Raw genomic sequence first — 20,897 nt, 5'->3', positions numbered from 1 at the left:
TGCGCTTGAGCAAGTCCTCTGCTAGGTTACTGTGTTGGATTTCCCGACCTCTGAACATGATCGTGGCTTTTACTTTGTCCCCAGATTTGATAAAGCGGTCTGCTAGTTTGAGGCGCACTTGGTAGTCATGTTCTTCAATTTTGTAGCGCATCTTCACTTCCTTCACGTCAGCAGTGTGCTGCTTCCGTTTTGCTTCTCGCGCTTTCTTTTCCTGCTCGAATTTGTACTTCCCGTAGTCCATTACCCGGCATACGGGCGGGTCAGCTTTGTCGCTGACAAGTACGAGGTCGAGTTCTTTTTCTTCGGCCAGACGCAGCGCTTCTGCGGGTGTCAATATCCCTAGTTGCGCGCCGTCAGTATCGATCACCCGGATTCTGGGGTATCGAATATTTTCGTTGATCTGGGGTAGATTGCGATTTTGTCTTCTTTCAATCACAGGCATGAATGGTTTTACAAGCAGTAGTTTAATAGTGAAGCTTCGTTGTAGTTACGGGTTTTATCGGTCAATATTTCAGTTGTCCGAACCAACCGTTTTGTCAGGTGTTACCCTTACCGGACGTACTACAGCGCCCTGTCTCCCCTCAGCTTCATCGTTGGGGAATATTTTAACGATCGTAAATGAAGTCTTACAATACTTGCTATTCTACTCAGTCTGGCTGAGTTTCTGCTGACTTTTATTTTAACTTCACACCCTGGCCCTGGCCGTAGTACGGCCGATCGCGATCGCCACCAGACCAAAAATTCTAGGTAAAGCCTTAACCATTAGGTAAAAAGGCTGCGAGTTCCCCCTCTGCGAGAGTGTCTGCTCTGCCGGCCAAGTCCCCTGATTTGCCTTGTAGAATAGGTAGAAGCAAGTGTAAATTTATGTTGCGAGCTGAGGCAAAATTGACAAATTCTCTGCAATGGCACCAGCGGGTGGGAACTCAACGAGACTGGGTGTGGCGCGGTTGGCAAACTCGCTACAGTTATTTGCGCCCGGCCCTTGAGTCATCTGGCGGCACCGCAGTTTCCGAGCCAGCAGCGGCCACCCTAGCTCCCCAGACATCGTCCATGCCAATTATTTTACTTCACGGATTTGGAGCTTCGATCGGCCACTGGCGCCAAAATCTCGCCCCCCTCGCGCAAAACCACACGGTTTACGCCTTGGATTTGTTGGGGTTTGGCGCTTCCCAAAAAGCTGCGGTCAAATACGACGTATCTGTGTGGGTGCAGCAAGTTTATGATTTTTGGCTGACTTTTATCAGAGAACCGGTCATCCTAGCAGGAAATTCGATCGGCTCGCTGATTTGTCTGGCTGCGGCGGCGGCTCACCCGGACATGGTAGCTGGCACGGTAATGATTAGCCTCCCAGACCCCTCTGTGCGAGCCGAGGCGGTGCCCGCATGGCTGCTGCCGGCGATCGTCACGATTGAGAGTTGGTTTGTTTCCCCGATCGTCCTGAGGCCTCTGTTTTATTTTGCCCGAAAACCTTCGTTTGTCCGCCGCTGGGTGGCCTTTGCCTACGCTAGCCCGGATGCTGTTACCGACGAATTAGTAGAAATCTTAGCAGGGCCTGCGGGCGATCGGGGAGCGGCCCGGGCATTCTGTGCCTTATTTAAAGCTGTAGGCAGTGCTCAAGTCGGCCCCGGTGTCAAGACTGTGATGCGAAATTTAACAATCCCGATGCTGTTAATTTGGGGCAAACAAGATCGGATGATTCCCCCTCGCTTCGCGCGACCCCACCAATTTGTCGAATGCAATCCCAATTGTGTAGAGCTCGTGGAGTTAGACAATGCCGGTCACTGTCCCCAAGATGAATGCCCGGAACAAGTCAATCAAGCAATTTTGAACTGGATGAGCCGGAATTTTACAACGGCCGGCGATCGCCAATTGCAGCGCCCTTGATTGGAGGCGGTGGGTTGCTAATTGCCAAAAATAACTTGCAGGTTATCGATACGGCTCAAAATAAACTTGTGAGAAGTCGATCGCACCCGGTGGTATGGTATTACAAAACTTCCCTCACTTGAGAATCAGTCGATTTTCCCATTGAAGATTGACGGAGCGGGTCGCTGATGGGGGTTGAAACTAACATAAACCACTTTTTTGCTGTGGGCGACTTCTGTGTTCTAGCAATTCTGCGTCTGTGGGTGAGGTGATTTCTCTAATTTTACGATGCTTTTTTGGGCAATTGAGAGATTGACAGAATCGCCAAGATAGTGTATGTTCTCTAACTGGTAGTACATATACAAGTTATGCAGTTAGTCGAAAGGCAGGTCATCAAACCAAATCACAGGTTTTATCCAGAAGCCGATCGATTGTTTTTGCTGTCGAAAAAACTTTATAACTGCGATAACAATATCTCCGGTCAAAACTTTTTACCCGATCAACCAATGAATGCTCTGACTGTCGATCGCGCACGATCCAAGAAGAGGGTTGAGGACAAAGCATGGCCCGCCAAGGTGACAAAAAACACTCTCCGGTTACTGCAAAAAGCATGGACTAGCTATCATAGTGTCACCTTGGGGGGTAAGATCGCGCAACGGCACTTGGAAGCAGCAGCAAAACGCCCTGACTGTAAAAATCAAACAAAAAAAAGAGAACAGGGGCGCTATGTAGTTGTATTTAACTGTCAAGCTGCCAGCAAAAAAGCTTTTGCCAAAGGATATGTCAGTCAGTCTGCGACTAACATTTTGCGGCCTTCAAAAGTTAGATAGATATGGGAAATCCGGATTGTTCCCGAGGTAGGTTGTTAAATTGTCGGGGTGGTCTGTGAAAACTGAGAACAACACGCCACAATCAAGCGGATAATTACCTTGGTTGTAACAAGCTGGCATAATATTAAAGAGCTATGAAACCCGTCCCGAGAAGAGCCGAAAAATTCAAGTTTTTAACTTGTACGTTCAAGCTTCAAGAAACACCTGGTTTCTGGCTCCTAAAAAGATAGCAACTGCCAAGACAGTGAGGACGTTCTCAATCACAGAAATCTTGTTTTTTTTACTTGTTCCAGCAGCCAAATTCCAGTTATATTCTTGCTTCTGCTATAAATACCTTCCCTTGTACCAGCAATCTTTCAGTCAGCCTATAACCGATCGCCCCCCAATATACCGGAAAGTTCAAAAATGCGAGATTCTGGGATTTTGGAGCTTGTTAACGCATAAAAAAGTCAATTAGAGCCAAAAACTGACGCTCGCGAGCCTCGGGTCGGCTGGTGGCTAACTGCTGAAAGCCCACCGTGCAAGCAGCGCCCGAACAACTTTTGGCAGTAACGCAAACGAGGAAAAAATTGTCGTGAAATTCCACTGGCTACTACCGAGTTTCTTAAGTGTATTTTTGCTCGCCGGAGCCGCCGAAGCAGCTAGGCTGCAATCTTGGCGGTTTGATGCTTCAGAGAACCGGCTTTACATTACAACAGACGGGGGGGTACAACCCAAGGCTCAACTGATTTTCAACCCGACACGGTTGGTAATCGACTTACCGGGGACAAGTCTGGGCCGTCCCTCGGTCAACCAACCGCTCTCAGGGGCGATCGAATCAGTGCGAATCGGGCAGTTTGACGACGATACGACCAGAATTGTAGTTGAACTCAGAGACGGGTTTACTCTCGACCCCCAGCAAGTAAAATTCCGAGGGATTTCTCCTAGCGAGTGGACAGTGGATTTGCCAACGCCGGTGCCAGTAGCAACTCAAAATCCGGTTGCAGAGCCTGGGGGAGAAAGGTTATCGCTTGAACCTTCAGCAACGGCCGCCCAATCGAGCGAGGCGACTGTAGTTCAAAATGTTCAAGTGACGGCCGACGGTTTTTTGATCCGCACTGCGGGCGGTCGCCCCCAAATTAATTTTCAACAAAGTCGGGCCGGGGACATCGCCACCCTCGATATTGAAGGAGCTACTTTAGCACCCGGGGCAGGCGGCCAACAGCCTCAAACCAACGGCAAGTACGGAGTTGACAAGATAGAAGTCCGACAGCTACCAACTGACCCGCCCGTTACGCGGGTCACTTTGCGGATGAAAAGTTCTAACACTCAGTGGCGGGCGTCTGTGAGCAATTCCGGCGGGGTGCTCCTATCGCCAGGGGGTGCGAGTTCGCCAATCCTCACGCGCGCAACGCCTTTAACAGTTGGCAGGCCCGCAACCGGAACTTTAGCCAGAGTTCAGTCGATTGATTTAGCCAGCAACGGCACACAATTGGCGATTAGAACTGACCGCCAAGTCTCCTATACCAGCGGCTGGGATCAAGCGTCGAGAGCTTACTGGATTCGGCTCGCTTCTAGTTCGCTCTTCGGGCAAATTCCTCAGCTCGATGGCAACAGTCCTGTATCGTTTACCGCCAGCCAGGAAGATGCGGAGACAGTCGTGATTTGGGTGCAGCCGCGATCGGGGGTACAGGTAGGCAGGGTGACGAGACCGAGCTCGCAGTTGCTGTCTTTGCAGTTGCGATCGTCCTCGGGTGCTAGCGCGCAGCCACCTTTGACTCGTCCTACCAATCCGCAGCGTTTGCCGATAAGGACTCTCGGAGCGGGCGATTTGCCCCAGCCTTCTAACCGCCGCGTGGTAGTGGCGATCGATCCGGGCCACGGCGGCCGCGATCCCGGGGCAGTCGGGATTGGGGGAATTCAGGAGAAAGAGATTGTTTTAGATATCTCCTATCAAGTGGCGAGGCTGCTGGAACAGCAGGGCGTGCAAGCCGTAATGACTCGGACTGACGACAGCGAAATCGACCTGGAACCGAGAGTTTCTTTGGCATCGCGGGTCAATGCTAGTTTGTTTGTCAGCATTCACGCTAACGCTATTAACATGAGTCGCCCCGATATTAGCGGGATTGAGACTTATTATTTCGATAGTGGGGAAGATTTAGCCCGGGTGATTCACGCCAGTATTTTGGACGGGACGGGGGCTAATGACCGCCGGGTGCGACAGGCGAGATTTTATGTTTTGAGGAAAAGTTCTATGCCTTCTGTGTTGCTGGAAGTCGGTTTTGTGACGGGTGCTGAGGATGCTGCGAGACTTTCCGATCCAGCTTACCGCAGCCAAATGGCCGCTTCGATCGCTCGCGGCATCTTATATTATCTTCAACAAAGGTAATGGGAATTGGGCATTGGGCATTGGGCATTGGTAATTGGGCATTGGTAATTGGTAATTGGGAATTGGTAACTAATGACAACAGACAACAGACAACAGACAACAGACAACAGTCAACAGACAACAGACAACAAACAACAAAGAATCGGTATTTTTGACAGTGGAGTGGGCGGTTTGACTGTGTTGACGCAGTTATACAAACAATTGCCAAACGAATCAATACTTTATTTTGGAGATACCGCAAGGCTGCCTTACGGCACTCGGGCGGCGTCAGAAATTGTGCATTTTGTCCGCGAAATTATGGCGTGGCTGGTGGAACAAGATGTGAAAATGGTGATTATGGCCTGCAACACCAGTTCTGCTTTGGCGATGGAGATGGTGCAGGCTGAGTTTGACATTCCGGTGCTGGGAGTAATTTTGCCGGGGGCGCAGGCTGCGGTGCAACAAGGCAAGCGGATCGGAGTCATCGCCACTCCGGCGACGGCTGCTAGCAATGCTTATCGAAATGCGATTTTGGAAATGGACGCTTCTTGTCGGGTATGGCAGGTTAGCTGTCCGGCTTTTGTGCCGCTGGTGGAGCAAAACCGGATTCACGATCCTTATACTTCTGAGGTGGCGCGAGAATATTTGGCTCCTTTGATCCAGCAGCGCATCGATACGCTGATTTACGGCTGCACTCATTATCCGCTGTTGGCTCCCGTCGTGCGATCGCTCTTACCTGCTGGAGTGAATTTAATCGATCCTGCGGTGCGCGTGGTGGCTGCTGCTGCCCGAGAATTAGAGGTTTTGGGGCTGCGGAATCCTGGTGCTGCGCTGCCGACTCGTTTTTGCGTAAGCGGCGCCCCGCAGCAGTTTGCGGATTTGTCGGTGCAGTGGCTGGGCTGTACTCCTGCGGTTGAAAAAGTAACTCTGCCGACAGTTGCACGTAGCGAAGCGGGGCGTAAGCCATCGCCCGTATCTGTGGAATCTGTCGAATAAGCCCGAAATTTTATCGATCGCGCGATCGGCCAAATATTACCGCTGTTTGCCACTGGAATGCACGGTAGGGAAACTCCAAACCCTTATGTGACAAGTCATTCCCCATTCTTTAATCGAAAATCCAAAATCGAAAATCGAAAATTGTATTCCCTCCAGATCCCAGACGCTTAGGGATTTGGGGGGTTTAATTATGGCGATCGCGGGTAGCAATCAATCATCAATCTGTAATAAGATTTAACAAAAGCTTTGACTAACAATGCAAATAACGTCCTCTATCTGCTGGATCTCTTCAGCCTTGAACCATGTCACCCTATATATCGCAAGCAGTGTTACTTGTAGACGGCTATAACATGATTGGACTTTGGTCTCGACTCCGAGACAAGCGCGATTGCGACGAACTCGAAACAGCGCGCCGGGAGTTGATTGAGGTTTTAGTTAACTACAGCGCCGTTCAAGATTTTGAGGCCAGACTCGTGTTTGACGCTCACTATCGAGATACTCCGAGCGTTAAAGAAATTATTACTAAAAATTTATCAGTGCACTACACTGACTTTGGTCAGACGGCAGATACTTATATTGAAAAGTCTTGTGCTAATTTGCGGTACGAGTTGCGATCGGTCAAAGGCAAAGGACGGATGATTGTCGCCACGTCCGATCGAGCGCAGCAACTGACAGTAGTCGGCTACGGTGCCGAATGGATGTCCGCCGAACAACTAGAGGCTGAGGTAGAATCCACCGCCCGCCGCAGCGAGCGGCAGCACAAATCCCGCAAACATAGCTCCAGTCGCTTTCTGTCCAATTCCCTCGATCCAGAATCGCAGCAGCGCCTCGCCAGAATGAGAATGGGGCTGCATTAGCCGCCCAAACCCGCTTGGTGTATGAGAAAAAAAATGTTTGTCAAAGGCCTTGCCAAATCGAATCAGTTCAGCTACTATTAGTAAATGTGGGTGACAAAAACCACGCAATCCTCGGTAGCTCAGTGGCAGAGCGATCGACTGTAATGAACGCAAGCCTTTGGGATTAACCAAAAGCCCTAGTGACATAGCAGCTTTATCCGGTAACGGATACTGAAAAATCGGGTGAATTCAAGGAAACCGCAGCACTTCGGGTGGCGGCAATCTTGAGCCAACTCTGGCGAAAGGCAGCGGTTGCGATCGCAAGTAGCCAGAAAGGTGCAGAGACTAGAGATGAGGAGCCTAACCAATAAATCTCACAGCGCCCGACATCCCGCGACAGATATTAAATCTGCGTTTTAGGGATGATGAAATAGTCCGCGCCCTTCGGAAACGTTGGGATAAGTGTAATCGATTGGTCGTAGGTTCAAATCCTACCCGGGGAGTTAGTAAAAGTCTGAAGTTGGAAGTTTCCAGCTTCAGATTTTTTTGTTTATTTTACGATATGTTTTTCTATAATATAGATGCAAACACCTTACCTGTATCATGAGCTATCGCGACATCATCACCATAGAACCGGATAAGCGAGGTGGCAAGCCCTGCATTCGTCGGATGCGGATTACGGTTTACGATGTTCTTGGCTGGCTGGCTTCTGGAATGTCTATTACTGAGATTATTGACGACTTCCCAGAACTTACAGAAACAGACATTAGAGCTTGTCTAGAATTTGTAGCCGATCGCGATCATCAATTTACGATACCCGAAATCACAGGCTAACACGCTCCATCACACCACCTAGCGAAGCCGCAACATTGTAACCAATACGAATCCCAAAAAGCCGAGCGTCAGGATGTTTTGCATTCAGACGGTTGGATGCGTGCAAGCCATTTTTATCAATCTCGTAATCGCCTGTTTCAACGTCAATAATGACCATTTTGCCAATATTACTGTCTGATTCCACTTTCTGACGGATACCGCCCTCGTAGAGTTGCGTTGCAAGTTTAGCTACCTCTTCGTGACTCAAAAGAATAGTTCGCATAATCTACTCCTGCCGCCACAATACGCCTTGCTATAAGTCCACCCTTATGATACCTCATGAACCGATATGATGGAGAGTTGCATCCCAATACCTCTCGGTTAAGGAAATTGGCCCCAGCGATGGCGCTCCGAGGAAAGCAAGTATTTCAGAAGATTGAATCCTTGAATTTTGTGCTTAACCGAGAGGTATTGTAATGCGGGCAATCACTGGGGGTTAGCCGCTACAAGAATTACACAATTCCTGACGGCTAGCTATCTAAAAACAAAACTCGCCTCCACGGGTTGAAGAACGAGCGGTTAAAATTACGTTGTCTTCTTCAGTCCGCGTCCGGCGGACTTCGTTTGTCTAGACGCGGTTTCAACCGCTGTCCTATTTAATCCTTGTGAGTGTGAATTAACTCACCTTCCATAGGTATCGAAATATTCAACTTAGACAAATCCGGGTTCAATATCGCCTTGACAATACCAGAAGTCACCATCACCTCCAAACAACCAAGGGCTTGATGAAGTGCTACACGAGCGTGTTGCACAGAAAAGCGCTCCTTAAACACTAACACCAACTGCCGATAAATTTGCTCGATGTACTCAGTACGGCCCAAAATATCAATCAGCAAACCATATAATCCTGTAACAGGCAAGCGCTGACCATTCTTCACATAACACTTGATACTACTAATTTGACCAGCATTATAAACCGCTACAAACTCAACCTCCGCATCCAGTATATCTAACTGAAACACATTGTAGGCAGAAAGTAGCCAAGGAACCTCCTCCTGCGAAAAGCGCTGCATCACCTGTTTCATCGAACCCAAATCAAATCCAGCAATTACAGCTTGACCCAAAATATCATTAGTAAATCCGCCTTGAGCTAACCACTGAAAAGCTTTTTCTGGACTCAAATTCAAGCCCGAATCCCGCGCAATTTCCCTTGAATGCTCTTGTAAATCAGTGAATTGACCGTTAGCAGCGTACCAGTAATCGGCGAATCGAATGTGCTGTTTAACTCGCCGTCGCTGATTCTCATCATACTGAGTTTTTAGCCAATTAGCCTCGTGTTTATTCTCCTCTAATGCCACAATCGTGTAAGCCAATTCCCGCGCGCCAGTGTGAGCTAAAGTCATACCCGCAGCTAAAATAGGGTCAGCAAAACCAGCAGCTTCACCCACTAAAAACCAGTTTTCTCCTACTGTTTTATCGGACAAAAATGACCAATCTTTTGTAGTTTCAATTTTGCCTGTGCTGGTAGCATTAGCGATTAATTTGCTGATGCGAGGTTCGCTGTTGAGCGCTTCGGCATATATCTCCTCTGGTCGCTTTTTCATCTCCTTGTAATGTTCCGCAGGGCAAATGAAGCCGATGCTGGTGCGAGTTGGGCTCAAGGGAATAAACCAAATCCACCCGTGACTTAAGCTCATTACCTGGACGCGGGTGCCACCAACGCCGATAAAATCGGCCCATTCAGCGTTTGTCCAGTAGTCCCAAATAGCGATGTTTTGTAGTCGTGTCGGGCAGTGTGTTTCGACTCCCAAAACTCGCCGCAATACCCCGATGTGGCCGGAAGCGTCGATGTAGTAACTGGCGGTTATTTGTTCCTGCGATCGCAAATGTAGCGCGGTAATGCGATCGGCATCTGTATCTACTTTAACAACCGCCGTTTCTTCTCTAACCACACATCCCATTTCTTCGGCGTGTCGCAGCAAAATTTCATCGTATTTTGCTCGATCAACTTGGAAAGCAGTTTGCCGTCTCTGTCCCTCAAATTTAGCAGGACGCGGATCATCTTTAAACTTTTCGGGCTGAATAAAATTAAAATCCCAAGGGTGCGGATCTGTTCCCCAGCGATAGGTAGCACCGATTTTAATCGGGAAGTCGGCTGCTTCTACTTTATCCCAGCATCCCATTTCTTGAAGCACATCGCTAATTTGAGGTAATTGGCTTTCCCCAACGTGATCGCGAGGGAACTTTTCTTTCTCTAGGATTAGCACGCTCAGATTTGGATTGTATTTCTTGAGCAAAGTTCCAGTAGTAGTACCAGCAGGGCCGCCGCCCACAATCACAACGTCGTAATGGCTCATATCAAATAGGGATGGTAGATGCTAAATTTGGACATCGACGAGACAAATATGGCATTTCTCTGTCTGCTGAGGTACGGCGTGCTTGATCCCCCCAACCCCCCTTAAAAAGGGGGGCTTTTCCGGTTCCCCCCTTTTTAAGGGGGGCTAGGAGGGACTTTTTTTGCACCTCATATAATTAAGCAACGCTATATATAACTATTCAGCCTCGCTCATTCCGAGGCTGAACAGTTATATATAGCAGATTTTATCCGACTGCTAGTTTGTCATCTTCAGCCGTGGGAGAACTTTGAGAAATATCCAAATTCTCAGTCCAAGTATGAGCAATATCCAAATTCTCAGTCCAAGTATGAGCGATATCCAAATTCTCAGTCCAGGTATGAGCAATATCCAAATTCTCAGTCCAGGTATGAGCAATGTCCAAATTCTCGATCGCAGTTGAAGAATTACTGTTAACTTCTGACATGATGAGTCTCCTTATAAGTGATAAATTTTGTCTGATTCTAAAATTGGTCTGGTTCTACGAGTTGAAAATTTTACATCTTGTAAACTAGGCAGCTTTTAAAGGTTGCAAAATCTCGCGGGGTTTGGCAAAAGGTTGGTCAAAGCTATGAGTTTTCGCATAAACCAGAAGCTCATCCGTCAGTTTCGTGAAAGCTTCAAACAAATTTTCAACTACCTCAAAAGCTTCTTGACGGCTCTCAATAGTCAGTTGTATGTTTTGAATTAATTGCTCCACGTCCGGTGTGCCTGTAGTATGACCTGTTTCCACAGCCAAATGAAAACAGCCAAAATAAAGAAACTCTTTTTGGGTAATTGTTCGGAGTTCTTCAGCAATTGGTGCCGCCGTAGAAAAAAACACATTACCCGTTGCTTCTATCACTTCCAAAATTGCTAACCTAGCGATCGGAGTTGCTCCAAAAGCGTATCGAAAAATTTGATGTGTTACCCACCGCGAAGCTTTTGTTTCTTCATTCCACAGAAAATTCAAAGCATCGCTGAACCTCAGCGTTTTGTTAATACTCAGTGTTTCCAAGTCTTCCAAAAACCACAACCAGTGATGATCGTCTTCATAACTGTGTTTATTAACTATTTCCTGAATAGGATCGTTGGTTGGTTCTTCTCGGAAAACATATTTATTGAATTCACCAAAACTCATTACGAAAGCAGCAACGCAGGGAGCGAAAGCTAGGCGTTGTCTTGGGTTTATACTCTTGTCTCGCATAAACTCAAATAGCCCAGATTTAGCAAATTCTTGCTTCTTCTTTTCAATCAATGCTAGGACTTCTTCCATTGTGTTGCACCTGATTATGAAAAAATACTAGCAAGTTCATCACTCTCAACCTATGATCTGAATCATACTTGTTTGTGATGCGCGTGATATTAGCTTGTGTTTTCGATCGCATAAACCTGCTTTTTCAAGCCCAGGGCTTCCCATTCGTGCTTGGTGACAACGGTCAAAACTAGAGCTAAACCTTTAATTTATGTGGATTTGTCGGCCTGGGAGTGCGATCGGCATCACCGATTTTGTTACAATAGTGTAATGATCGACCGCGCGAAGTGTCAAACAGTACACATCAGCCGGAGATCCAAACCAGATATGCTGTCCTCAGCCAGTTCAGACCCCCTAAACCTTTAGGCATCTACTTCCTCAAAAAAAAATGAGTAATTACTTAATTATTAATGTATTTAAAAATACACGCTTAAGTAAAAATACTTAAGTACAGTCCGTCTACCTTGCGATCGAGATCAAGCGCGATATTAACCCAACACTTAGTCAGAGAATAAAAACCATGAATGCACTTCCCGGTTACAAAATCACAGAAGTTGTTCAACTTGGTGTGAAGTCCATCATTTATCGAGCATTCAGGGAATCAGATCGAGAGTCAGTCATCATTAAAATACTCAATACCGAGTATCCCACAATAGAAGAAATTACCCGCTTGAGACATGAATACAAAATTAGCTCCGATCTCAAACTCGAAGGAATTGTCAAACCCCATAGCTTAGAAAAATATAAAAACAGTTTCGCTCTGATCTTAGAAGATTGCGGCGGTCAATCTCTCAGACATTATCTCGCAGGTAAAAATATTAAAATTAAGTTTTTTTTGCCCCTGGCTATTCAAGTAGCTCAAACTCTCGGAGAAGTGCATCAAAATCAGATTATTCATAAAGATATTAAACCCTCAAATATTATCATCACCCCAGATTGCGAACAAGTAAAAATCACTGATTTTAGCATGGCAACTCGCCTATCTAGAGAGACTCACCAAAATAGCCCTACCACCGTGCTAGAAGGTACTCTAGCCTATATATCCCCAGAGCAAACTGGTCGAATGAACCGCGACCTCGACTACCGAACTGACTTTTACTCTCTAGGCATCACGTTTTATGAAATGCTTACAGGAGAGTTACCCTTTAATTCAACCGACCCCTTAGAATTAATTCACAGCCACATTGCGGTGACGCCCGTTCCTCCCCATCAACTAAACAATGAAGTCCCGCAGATGGTTTCATCCATTGTCATGAAACTATTAGCTAAAAATGCCGAAGACAGATATCAAAGTGCCTTTGGAGTAAAAGCAGATCTGGAAAATTGCCTAACTCAGCTACAAACTACTGGCAAAATAGAAAGTTTTATTCCGGGGAGAATTGACAAATCAGGTCAATTTTTGATTCCCCAAAAACTCTACGGCCGCACACCAGAAGTCGCTGATTTGATGGCATCATTCGAGCGAGTCAGCTTTGGGAAAACAGAGATGGTGTTGGTAAGCGGTTACTCAGGCATCGGTAAAACCTCAGTTGTCAGTGAAATCCGTAAACCAATTGTCAGGCAGCGGGGTTATTTTATTACTGGTAAATTTGACCAGTTTAAGCGGGATATTCCTTATGCTTCCCTGACTCAAGCCTTTGAGTCATTGATGCAGCAGTTATTAACAAAAAGCTCAGACGAGTTGGCAATTTGGAAACAAAAACTTTTGTCAAAGCTGGGTAATAACGGTGAAATTATTATTGATGTTGTCCCTTCTGTGGAACTAATAATTGGTTCGCAGCCTGATGTTCCCCAATTGGGGCCGACAGAATCTCAAAATCGCTTTAATCGATTGTTTAAAGAATTCCTAAAGGTGTTTGCCCAAGCAGAACACCCATTAGTTCTATTTCTGGATGATTTGCAGTGGGCCGATTTAGCTTCTTTGAAATTGATTCAGGAACTGGTAACAGACTTGGACAGCCGATATTTTTTACTGATAGGAGCCTATCGAGATAACGAAGTGAATTCGACTCATCCTTTCGTTCAAACTGTCGAAAAAATTCAACAGGCTGGTGTTGGGGTGCATAACATTATCCTCCCATGTTTAGAGTTGAGCAGTGTCACCGAGCTAGTACGGGATACTTTGGGTAATGAAACCGAAAAGTTAAAGTCCCTGGCAGAGTTGATTTTTAATAAGACTGGCGGAAATCCATTTTTTATAACTCAATTACTCTCAACTATTCACTCAGAAAAACTGTTAGCTTTTGACTTTACTGTTGGTGCGTGGCAGTGGGATATCGGGGAAATTGCAGCCGCTGGCATTGCAGATTACAATGTCGTTGAATTAGTGGCTCGGAATCTGCAACAACTGCCGCAGGAGGCGCAGCAAGTATTACAATTAGCTGCTTGTATGGGCAACCGTTTTAGTTTAGAACATTTGGCAATTGTTAGGGAAAAATCTAGTTCGGAAACGGCGGCCCATTTATGGGATGCGCTGCAAGCTGGTTTAATTCTGCCAACGAGCGATGCTTACAAAATTCCTCTGGTTGATGAGGAAATCTTTAAAATATACCGGACGGGCGAGACGCCCATCCCACAAAATAATCAAAATTATCCTGGAATTATACAACGCTCAATTGATTATAGATTTTTGCACGATCGCGTCCAGCAAGCCGCCTATTCTCTCATCCCTGACTCCCAGAAAAAACAAACTCACTTAAAAATTGGGTATCTGCTACTGCACAAGCACAAGGGCGGGCACGGGGGCACCGCCCCTACGGTATCGGAAATAGCAGAAAATATCTTTGATATTGTCAACCAACTTAATATCGGGGTGGAATTCATCACAAATGAGAAACAGCGATATGAACTAGCTAACTTTAATCTGATAGCTGGTAAGAAAGCTAAAAGTTCAGCAGCCTATGAAGCTGCATTCAAATATTTTAATACAGGTCTAGAACTTTTACCCGATCGAGCTTGGCAGAGTCACTACGATTTAATTATGGAACTCTATGCCGAAGCGCTGGAAGCCTCCTATATAAATACCGATTTTGAGCGAGCGTTCCAGCTATCAGAGATTATTATATTACGCGCCCAAAATTTGCTAGAAAAAGTCAAAGTTTACGAGCTAAAAGTTGTTTTCTACTTTAATCAAAATCAATCCCAAGCTTCGATAGATATAGCTCTTGAAGCTTTGAAAATGCTTGGAGTGTACATCCCGAGAACCCCACAAAAACTGAATATCCTCAAGGAGCTATTTCTGACCAAACTAGCTTTAAGAAATAAGCAGATTGAGGATTTATTGGAACTGCCACCAATGACTGACCCTAATAAAATTGCGGTTATACGGATTTTGACGAATATGACTCCGGCTGCTTTTATAGTAGCACCCGATATGTTCCCATCTATCGTATTTAAAATGGTTACACTTTCTCTTAAATACGGGAATACGCCGCTGTCTAGTTTCGGGTATGCAAACTATGGTGTGATTCATTGTGGGGTGTTAGGTGATATGGATTCTGGATACCGATACGGTCAAATGGCTCAGGCACTTTTAGAACGATTTGACACCAACTTGCACAATTCTCAAATTTCACTAATTGTTAATGGTTTTATCCGTCACTGGTCTGAGGGTGCCAGAGCAAGTTTTACTGGTTTAATTGATGGTATTCAAAGCGGACTAGAAACTGGAGATGTCAACAATGCTTGTTATTGTGCGAGTTTTTACAGCAATTATATATTGTTGAGCGGCGAACCTCTAGACTCTGTGGAGATTCAGCAGAGTCAATATATTCAAATGCTGGTGGATTATCAGAATGAATTTATGATTTATCAAGCCAGAGTTGGGGCGCAATTTGTCTTAAATTTGCAAGGTAAAACAGCTAATTCTTGCCTGTTGACTGGCGATAGATTTAATGAAAAAACTATGATGCTTGCTTTAAAGGAGAGTCAAAATAATATGGTAATATTTGTAGTCTATTTATCGAAATCCTGGCTAAATTATCTATTTAAAGATTATACTCAATCTGCTGAAAATGCCATCACGGCATCAAGTTACTCTGAGGCTGCGATGAGCATGATGTATGTTCCTATCCACAATTTTTACTATTCCCTATCACTCTTAGCTTTGTATCCCACAGGTTCAAAAATCGAACAGAAAAAATATTTAAGAAAAGTTGCTTCGCTTCAGAAAAAAATGAAGCATTGGGCTGTGAATTCTCCGGTAAATTATCAGCACAAATATGATTTGGTAGAGGCTGAGAAAGCGCGAGTATTGGGACAATATGAAAAAGCTGCTATGTATTATGACAGAGCGGTGAAAGGAGCCTCGAAGAATGAATACATCCACGAAGCAGCGCTGGCAAATGAACGGGCGGCAGAATTCTATCTGGGTTGCGATCGCCAAAAAATAGCTGAGATTTATCTAATAGATGCTTACTATGGCTATATTCATTGGGGAGCCACCGCCAAGGTTAAACATTTGGAGTCAGAGTATCCGACATCTTTACCCCCTGTATCGGCGACAAAATCTAGCGTAGATCGAACTATTACTAGCACTAATGCTACTTCAACGAGCAGTAGTCACAGTAGTTCATTAGATTTGACAACGGTTTTGAAGGCATCTCAGGCACTAGCTAGTGAAATTGTGCTGGAAAAGTTGTTAGAAAAGTTGATGAAAATTGCGATCGAGAATGCTGGGGCACAAAAAGGTTTTCTGTTGATGCCCAAGTCAGGAAAATTGGTGATTCAAGCAGCGGCTTCGGTGGAGTCTTCGGATATTGCTGTTCAGCAGTGTCCGACATTCGCCCCAGGGTCGGTTTTGCCAATAACGGTGATTAATTATGTGGAAAGGACGCACTCTGATGTGGTGTTAAGTGAGGCTACTAAGGAAGGTATATTTACACAGGATTCCTATATTAAAAGGCAGCAAGTGCGATCGGCGCTTTGTCTTCCGATTCTGAATCAAAGCAAACTTGTAGGCATTCTTTATCTGGAAAACAATTTAACTTCTGAAGCGTTTTCTCCAGGTAGACTGGAAGTTTTAAAAATGCTTTCTTCCCAAGCGGCTATATCTCTGGAAAATGCAGTGCTCGTTGCTAATTTGTCGGCTGCTAAGGAACAGTTAGAGGATTATTCGCAGACGCTGGAGGTGAGAGTAGAAGAGCGCACGCAGGAATTGAAGAGTTCGGAGGTGCAGTTGAGGGAAAAAGCGACACAGTTGGAGGTTACTTTGGGTGAATTACGCTCTACACAAGCTCAATTGATTCAAACTGAAAAGATGTCTTCTTTGGGGCAATTGGTAGCGGGGGTTGCTCACGAAATTAATAATCCGATTAATTTCATCTACGGTAATGTCGTCCACGCTAGCGAATATAGCTCGGATTTGCTGGGATTGATTGAGCTTTACCAGGAATCTTACCCTAATCCGACTCCTGAAATTGTTGCTAAAGCAGAAGATATTGAGCTCTGTTTTATTCAAGAAGACTTGCCTAAAATGCTGCAATCGATGCAGCTTGGTGTTGAGCGTGTTCGCAATATTGTGCTGTCGCTGCGGAATTTTTCCAGGCTTGATGAATCTGAGATGAAACCAGTTGATATTCACTCTGGGATTGATTCTACTCTGTTAATTTTGCAGCATAAGGTGAAAAATAATGCAGATGGAACGGGAATTAATGTGATTAAAGACTATGGTGAATTGCCAAAGGTAAGTTGTTATGCTTCAGGATTAAATCAGGTGTTTATGAATATTTTGAGTAATGCAATTGATGCAGTGGAGTTAGGAGTTGGGCGTTTAGAAAAAACTGCGAAACTCGAAAATCCTTCATGTCCAATCTTGGAGCGAAAGATTGAGATTCGGACTGAGGTATGTACTGACAAAGACTCTGTGAGAATTTGTGTTGCTGATAATGGGCCTGGGATGACGGAGGAAGTGCGATCGCGAATCTTTGACCCTTTCTTTACTACGAAAGCTGTGGGTAAAGGTACGGGTTTGGGATTGAGTATTAGTTATCAGATTGTGGTGGAGAAACACGGCGGGAAGCTAATATGCTTTTCTGCGCCCGGTGAAGGGAGTGAGTTTGTGATTGAAATTCCAGTGCAGCAACAGAATACCGGGCGAATGGAATTCGCGTCTACACAAACAAAACCCGCCTCCGCGGGTTAAAGAAGGAGTCTTATTGGGTTTTAAGCAAATATTTTGGTTAAAAAACCGGGTTTTTAATTCAATACGCGATTGTTAAGCCCGATCCTTCTTAAAAAGAGGGGGCAAGAGTCATAAAAACCCGGTTGATTGGGTTACAAGTGCATCCAGAGATGTTTTAAATATCACGTTCTGTGCGTATCCATTTGGTTTGGCGCTTCAGGAGAAAACCGAAATATAAAGGGATTTTCCACAGGATGTAAAAAGGTACGGATAAAAGAGTTGCGCCGGAAATATCGGCACGCCCGAATTTTGCCCAAGCGCTGACAATTGAAACTAAAATTAGTATTCCTTGTACTGCTAACAAGACGGCGGGAATCGGGGATGTTCCGAAGGTTGCTGCTAGTAATGAGGCTGCAAAAGCTGCTACCCAGATGGCGACTAAAAGGGAAAGGGGAGGGACGGATAAGTCGAGGGCGATCGCCATTAAGTCAAAACGCTGTTGCTCGACGGAAGCTGTCGCCAGCCTGGGAGTTTGAGTTAGCAAGGTTTGCAGGTGTCCGTGTTCCCATCTGGTTCTTTGAGTTTTGGCTACTTCCTGCTGTTGCGGTAAACACCCGGTGACTCGCGCTTCGGGGCAGAATACGGTGGGATGTCCGGCGATCGCCAAATCCAAGCTCATTTGCATATCTTCGACGATGTTACTGCTGGCTAAAGGAACATCTCGAATGATTAACCAGGGAAAAGCCATGCCCGTACCTGTTAGCAATGACGGGAATCCTAGCTGTTTTAATCCGCTGGGCCGCACTAGGTTTTTTACTAGAAATGCTAAAGCTGAAATCGAATCTTTTGGGGTAGGATTGGGCGGTTGTTCCATTAAATATGTTGCTTGCACCGGTCTTTGTTCGGCGATCGCCACGCGGGCTAATTTCTCGATCGCGCCTGGTTGACAGATGCAGTCGGCGTCCACCATGATGATTACTTCTGGGGGGTCTGAGGCGATCGCCTGCAAGCCGAAATCCAGGGCGTATCCCTTCCCCCTGCGTTCTGTGTCGTGGCGCTCGATCGCACTTGCACCGCAGTTACGGGCGATTTCTGCTGTGGCGTCGGTGCAGTTGTCCGCAATCACTAACAGGCGGTCTTGAGGTGTTAGCTGCGGCAATATGGTGGAGAGGGTGGCCGCTATTCCTGCTGCTTCGTTGTAGGCGGGAATTAAGACTGCTACTTTGGGGCGGGGTTCTGGAGTTTCCGCTGCGGGCCCGAAGGCGGACAAGAAGGCTGCACAGCATTCTAGGAATAAAACTGCTATGGGAATTAGCAGGATTAGGGCGATCGTCAAGAGTACAACATCAACAAATTGGAAAGCTAGCTGATTTATTTGCACAATTCTAGTACCTTAATTTAATTTAATTTAATTTGCAGCAGTCATTGATTTGATTAAATCAAATTGCACCTCAGCCAACGAGCGCGATCGATGCTATCTAACCTATCAGATCCTAAAACATCAGCTTTATTAGGTTTGTAGTGAGGACTTTAGTCCGCTCCAAAAAAGGACTAAAGTCCTCACTACAAACCTATTTGATTGCAATCGTTCGCTCGAACATGATATCATATGATGTCGCTTCTTACAATCTTAAGTAAACCTAAAACAGCCCCATACTTAAAAAACCCGGTATCTCAAAGAAACCGGGTTTGGGGTTGCTCTGCTTTCGATTTACTAAAAACAAGCAAGGAACCTCTAAACTATTTTCAAGCTACGCTGCAGGACAGCAACAGGTTCAGGTTTTTTTTGGGTAAAATGTGCGGGGATTACAGATTGTCTGATACATCTCGATATCGATCGCAAATATCCGACTTCTCCTTGAATAGAATCCAGTATCGAAAGACTCTCCACTAAATCATCAAATTCATCAGCAGTAACTCCCGCCCCGCTCAAAACTTCTTGGTTGAGCCTCCCGTACATTCCTTGCAGGAGGAGTTCGATAATTTCTCTGTAGTCAGCGATTTGGGTTCCGTAACCTTGTAATTTCTTGGAATTGATTCCCCAATGCAAAATTTTTAACAACTCTTGGGGGGAACTCCAAGCAAAACAGGAAGCAATCACTTCTTTTTCCGCTGCAACCAGAGCGTGCTTGATTTTCACTTCCTCGAAATTTGGATTGCTGATTAAGCTTTCCAATTCCGACACTTGTCTGTCTAAGACGCTGAAAGAAAAAGGAGCTAATTCTACAGTCACCATGTCGCCAGCATCGTCAACAACTCTCAAAGGATCTTCTAGAACATTAATTAGGAGGTGAATGTCTGTAGGTTTGTTCCAGTCAAACTGTCCGAGGAAAAACGGTTCTTCGTAGCCCGGTAAAAGTCCTTGAAAATAAATCGGCAGATTTTTGCCGGATTCAAGGATTTTATAAAGTGCTACTTCTAAGGTTTCTGTCGGCCACCCGAGATTGCTCACGGCGACAAATTTTAGTTTTCCGGGAACTGATACAATCAATGCGTTCAGCAATAAATGTACGGCTTCGATCAGATTTTGAGCGGTGACGTAGCGGTGGGGAGCGTGAACGTTGACAGTTTTACCTTGCTGTACTTTTTTGGACATTTGCTCGCAAAACAAGCTATTTTCCAACATATGAGTAAAGCGCACCATCCCGTAAGTGACGTTTCCTGCTTGAGCTGCTTTGGCAAATTGCCATTCGGCAAACTTCTTGGAGGCGGCGTAAACTTCGGTTGTAAAATATCGAGATGTTTTGCCTGTGGAAGAGAAGATGCAGTGTTCGACGCCATATTCTTCGCACAGTTGGATGACGTGTTTGCATCCTAACAGGCTGGTTGTCACTGTTTCTCGGATTTCCTTTTCAGCTAATCCGGGCTGGCGTTGGGCTGCGAGGTGAAACACAATTTCTGGTTTTTCTACTTCAAATATGTGTTTGAGCGCCTCGAAGTTGCGAATGTCGGCGGCGTAGAAAGTTACTGCGCCTTCTTTTTTAAAGTGCGGGAAAGTTTCTTCGGAGTTTTGACATCGGGCTTTGTCTGCGGAAATGATGTTAGTTGCGCCTAATATGAGGAGTTTTTCGATTAAGAAACTGCCGACGCATCCTTCTCCGCCTGTGATGAGAATGGTTTTTCCTTTGATTTTGTTGCTACAGGCGGATGCGTACAGGTGAATGCTACGATCGCGCACGTCGGTAAATGGTTCGTTTTCTAGTTGTCCGTCGGCTTGATAGGCGGTGATTAGCTGTGCGGTGAGAGTTTTTAAGGCTGCTAGGATTTCAGGATCTTGCGGCTCCGGGGAACCCGGGGGAACTAGCCGCTGGATGCGATCGATTATTTCGGCTTTGGTAGCACCTTCAAACACTTCTGAGGAGGTAAATGCACTGTTCACTTTCTTGGCTCCTTGAGATTGTAGAAATACGGTTGCCGATTGGCGAGTTGTTAAATAGATTTTTGATGGACACAATCTTTAAAAT

The 20,897-nt window shown here is 45.7% G+C and carries 14 protein-coding genes; 7 read left to right on the top strand and 7 right to left on the bottom strand.

Translation table 11 applies throughout. The features are described 5' to 3' along the window. A partial coding sequence (gene infC / locus QZW47_RS24855; protein WP_293133116.1) for a translation initiation factor IF-3 occupies nt 1-442 on the bottom strand: 442 nt, incomplete at its 3' end. Nucleotides 443-864: 422 nt separating this feature from the next. Here infC and QZW47_RS24850 point away from each other — a divergent pair. The 6 genes from QZW47_RS24850 to QZW47_RS24825 all read left to right on the top strand — a co-directional run bounded on the left by QZW47_RS24850 (nt 865) and on the right by QZW47_RS24825 (nt 7,706). Then, nucleotides 865-1,884, top strand: coding sequence for an alpha/beta fold hydrolase (locus QZW47_RS24850; RefSeq protein ID WP_293133113.1), 1,020 nt, complete (start codon nt 865-867; stop codon nt 1,882-1,884). Between the two features lie 347 nt (nt 1,885-2,231). Next, nucleotides 2,232-2,693 carry a hypothetical protein gene (locus QZW47_RS24845; RefSeq protein WP_293133111.1) on the top strand — a complete coding sequence of 154 codons (462 nt, stop codon included), beginning with the start codon at nt 2,232-2,234 and terminating at the stop codon, nt 2,691-2,693. 574 nt (nt 2,694-3,267) lie between these two features. Continuing rightward, entirely contained in the window at nt 3,268-5,061 is a 1,794-nt protein-coding gene (locus tag QZW47_RS24840) for an N-acetylmuramoyl-L-alanine amidase (protein ID WP_293133109.1), read from the top strand. Nucleotides 5,062-5,133: 72 nt separating this feature from the next. Continuing rightward, nucleotides 5,134-6,036 carry a glutamate racemase gene (murI, locus tag QZW47_RS24835; RefSeq protein WP_293133107.1) on the top strand — a complete coding sequence of 301 codons (903 nt, stop codon included), beginning with the start codon at nt 5,134-5,136 and terminating at the stop codon, nt 6,034-6,036. A 302-nt stretch (nt 6,037-6,338) separates the two neighbouring features. Further along, complete coding sequence (locus QZW47_RS24830; RefSeq protein WP_293133105.1) at nt 6,339-6,893, top strand: NYN domain-containing protein; 555 nt, start codon at nt 6,339-6,341, stop codon at nt 6,891-6,893. 582 nt (nt 6,894-7,475) lie between these two features. Continuing rightward, the gene (locus QZW47_RS24825; RefSeq protein ID WP_293133103.1) at nt 7,476-7,706 is read left to right on the top strand and encodes a DUF433 domain-containing protein; all 231 of its coding nucleotides are present in this window, start codon (nt 7,476-7,478) and stop codon (nt 7,704-7,706) included. Here the strand turns inward: QZW47_RS24825 and QZW47_RS24820 are convergent. The 4 genes from QZW47_RS24820 to QZW47_RS24805 all read right to left on the bottom strand — a co-directional run bounded on the left by QZW47_RS24820 (nt 7,696) and on the right by QZW47_RS24805 (nt 11,333). Further along, nucleotides 7,696-7,968 (bottom strand): hypothetical protein, encoded by a 273-nt coding sequence (locus QZW47_RS24820; protein ID WP_293133101.1) that lies wholly within the window; start codon nt 7,966-7,968, stop codon nt 7,696-7,698. The genes QZW47_RS24825 and QZW47_RS24820 overlap by 11 nt on opposite strands. Nucleotides 7,969-8,341: 373 nt before the next feature. Beyond that, nucleotides 8,342-10,042 carry an NAD(P)/FAD-dependent oxidoreductase gene (locus tag QZW47_RS24815; protein ID WP_293133099.1) on the bottom strand — a complete coding sequence of 567 codons (1,701 nt, stop codon included), beginning with the start codon at nt 10,040-10,042 and terminating at the stop codon, nt 8,342-8,344. A 244-nt stretch (nt 10,043-10,286) separates the two neighbouring features. Further along, complete coding sequence (locus QZW47_RS24810) at nt 10,287-10,505, bottom strand: hypothetical protein (RefSeq protein WP_293133096.1); 219 nt, start codon at nt 10,503-10,505, stop codon at nt 10,287-10,289. A gap of 84 nt (nt 10,506-10,589) precedes the next feature. Then, nucleotides 10,590-11,333 carry a hypothetical protein gene (locus QZW47_RS24805; RefSeq protein WP_293133094.1) on the bottom strand — a complete coding sequence of 248 codons (744 nt, stop codon included), beginning with the start codon at nt 11,331-11,333 and terminating at the stop codon, nt 10,590-10,592. 499 nt (nt 11,334-11,832) lie between these two features. On the opposite strand from QZW47_RS24805, the gene QZW47_RS24800 reads away from it, so the two are divergent. After that, entirely contained in the window at nt 11,833-17,454 is a 5,622-nt protein-coding gene (locus tag QZW47_RS24800) for an ATP-binding sensor histidine kinase (protein ID WP_293133091.1), read from the top strand. Between the two features lie 154 nt (nt 17,455-17,608). On the opposite strand, the gene QZW47_RS24795 is transcribed toward QZW47_RS24800, so the two are convergent. Together QZW47_RS24795 and QZW47_RS24790 are read right to left on the bottom strand one after the other, a co-directional pair. Further along, a complete protein-coding gene (locus tag QZW47_RS24795) occupies nt 17,609-18,814 on the bottom strand; it encodes a glycosyltransferase (protein WP_293133088.1) in 1,206 nt (401 codons plus the stop codon). A 354-nt stretch (nt 18,815-19,168) separates the two neighbouring features. Beyond that, nucleotides 19,169-20,812, bottom strand: coding sequence for a polysaccharide biosynthesis protein (locus QZW47_RS24790; protein WP_293133085.1), 1,644 nt, complete (start codon nt 20,810-20,812; stop codon nt 19,169-19,171). Between the last annotated feature and the right edge of the window lie 85 nt (nt 20,813-20,897).

The sequence above is a fragment of the Microcoleus sp. bin38.metabat.b11b12b14.051 genome, from assembly GCF_013299165.1.
GTDB lineage: Bacteria > Cyanobacteriota > Cyanobacteriia > Cyanobacteriales > Microcoleaceae > Microcoleus.
Note: the sequence above shows the minus strand (reverse complement) of the source record. Positions and strands in the feature narration are given on the sequence as shown.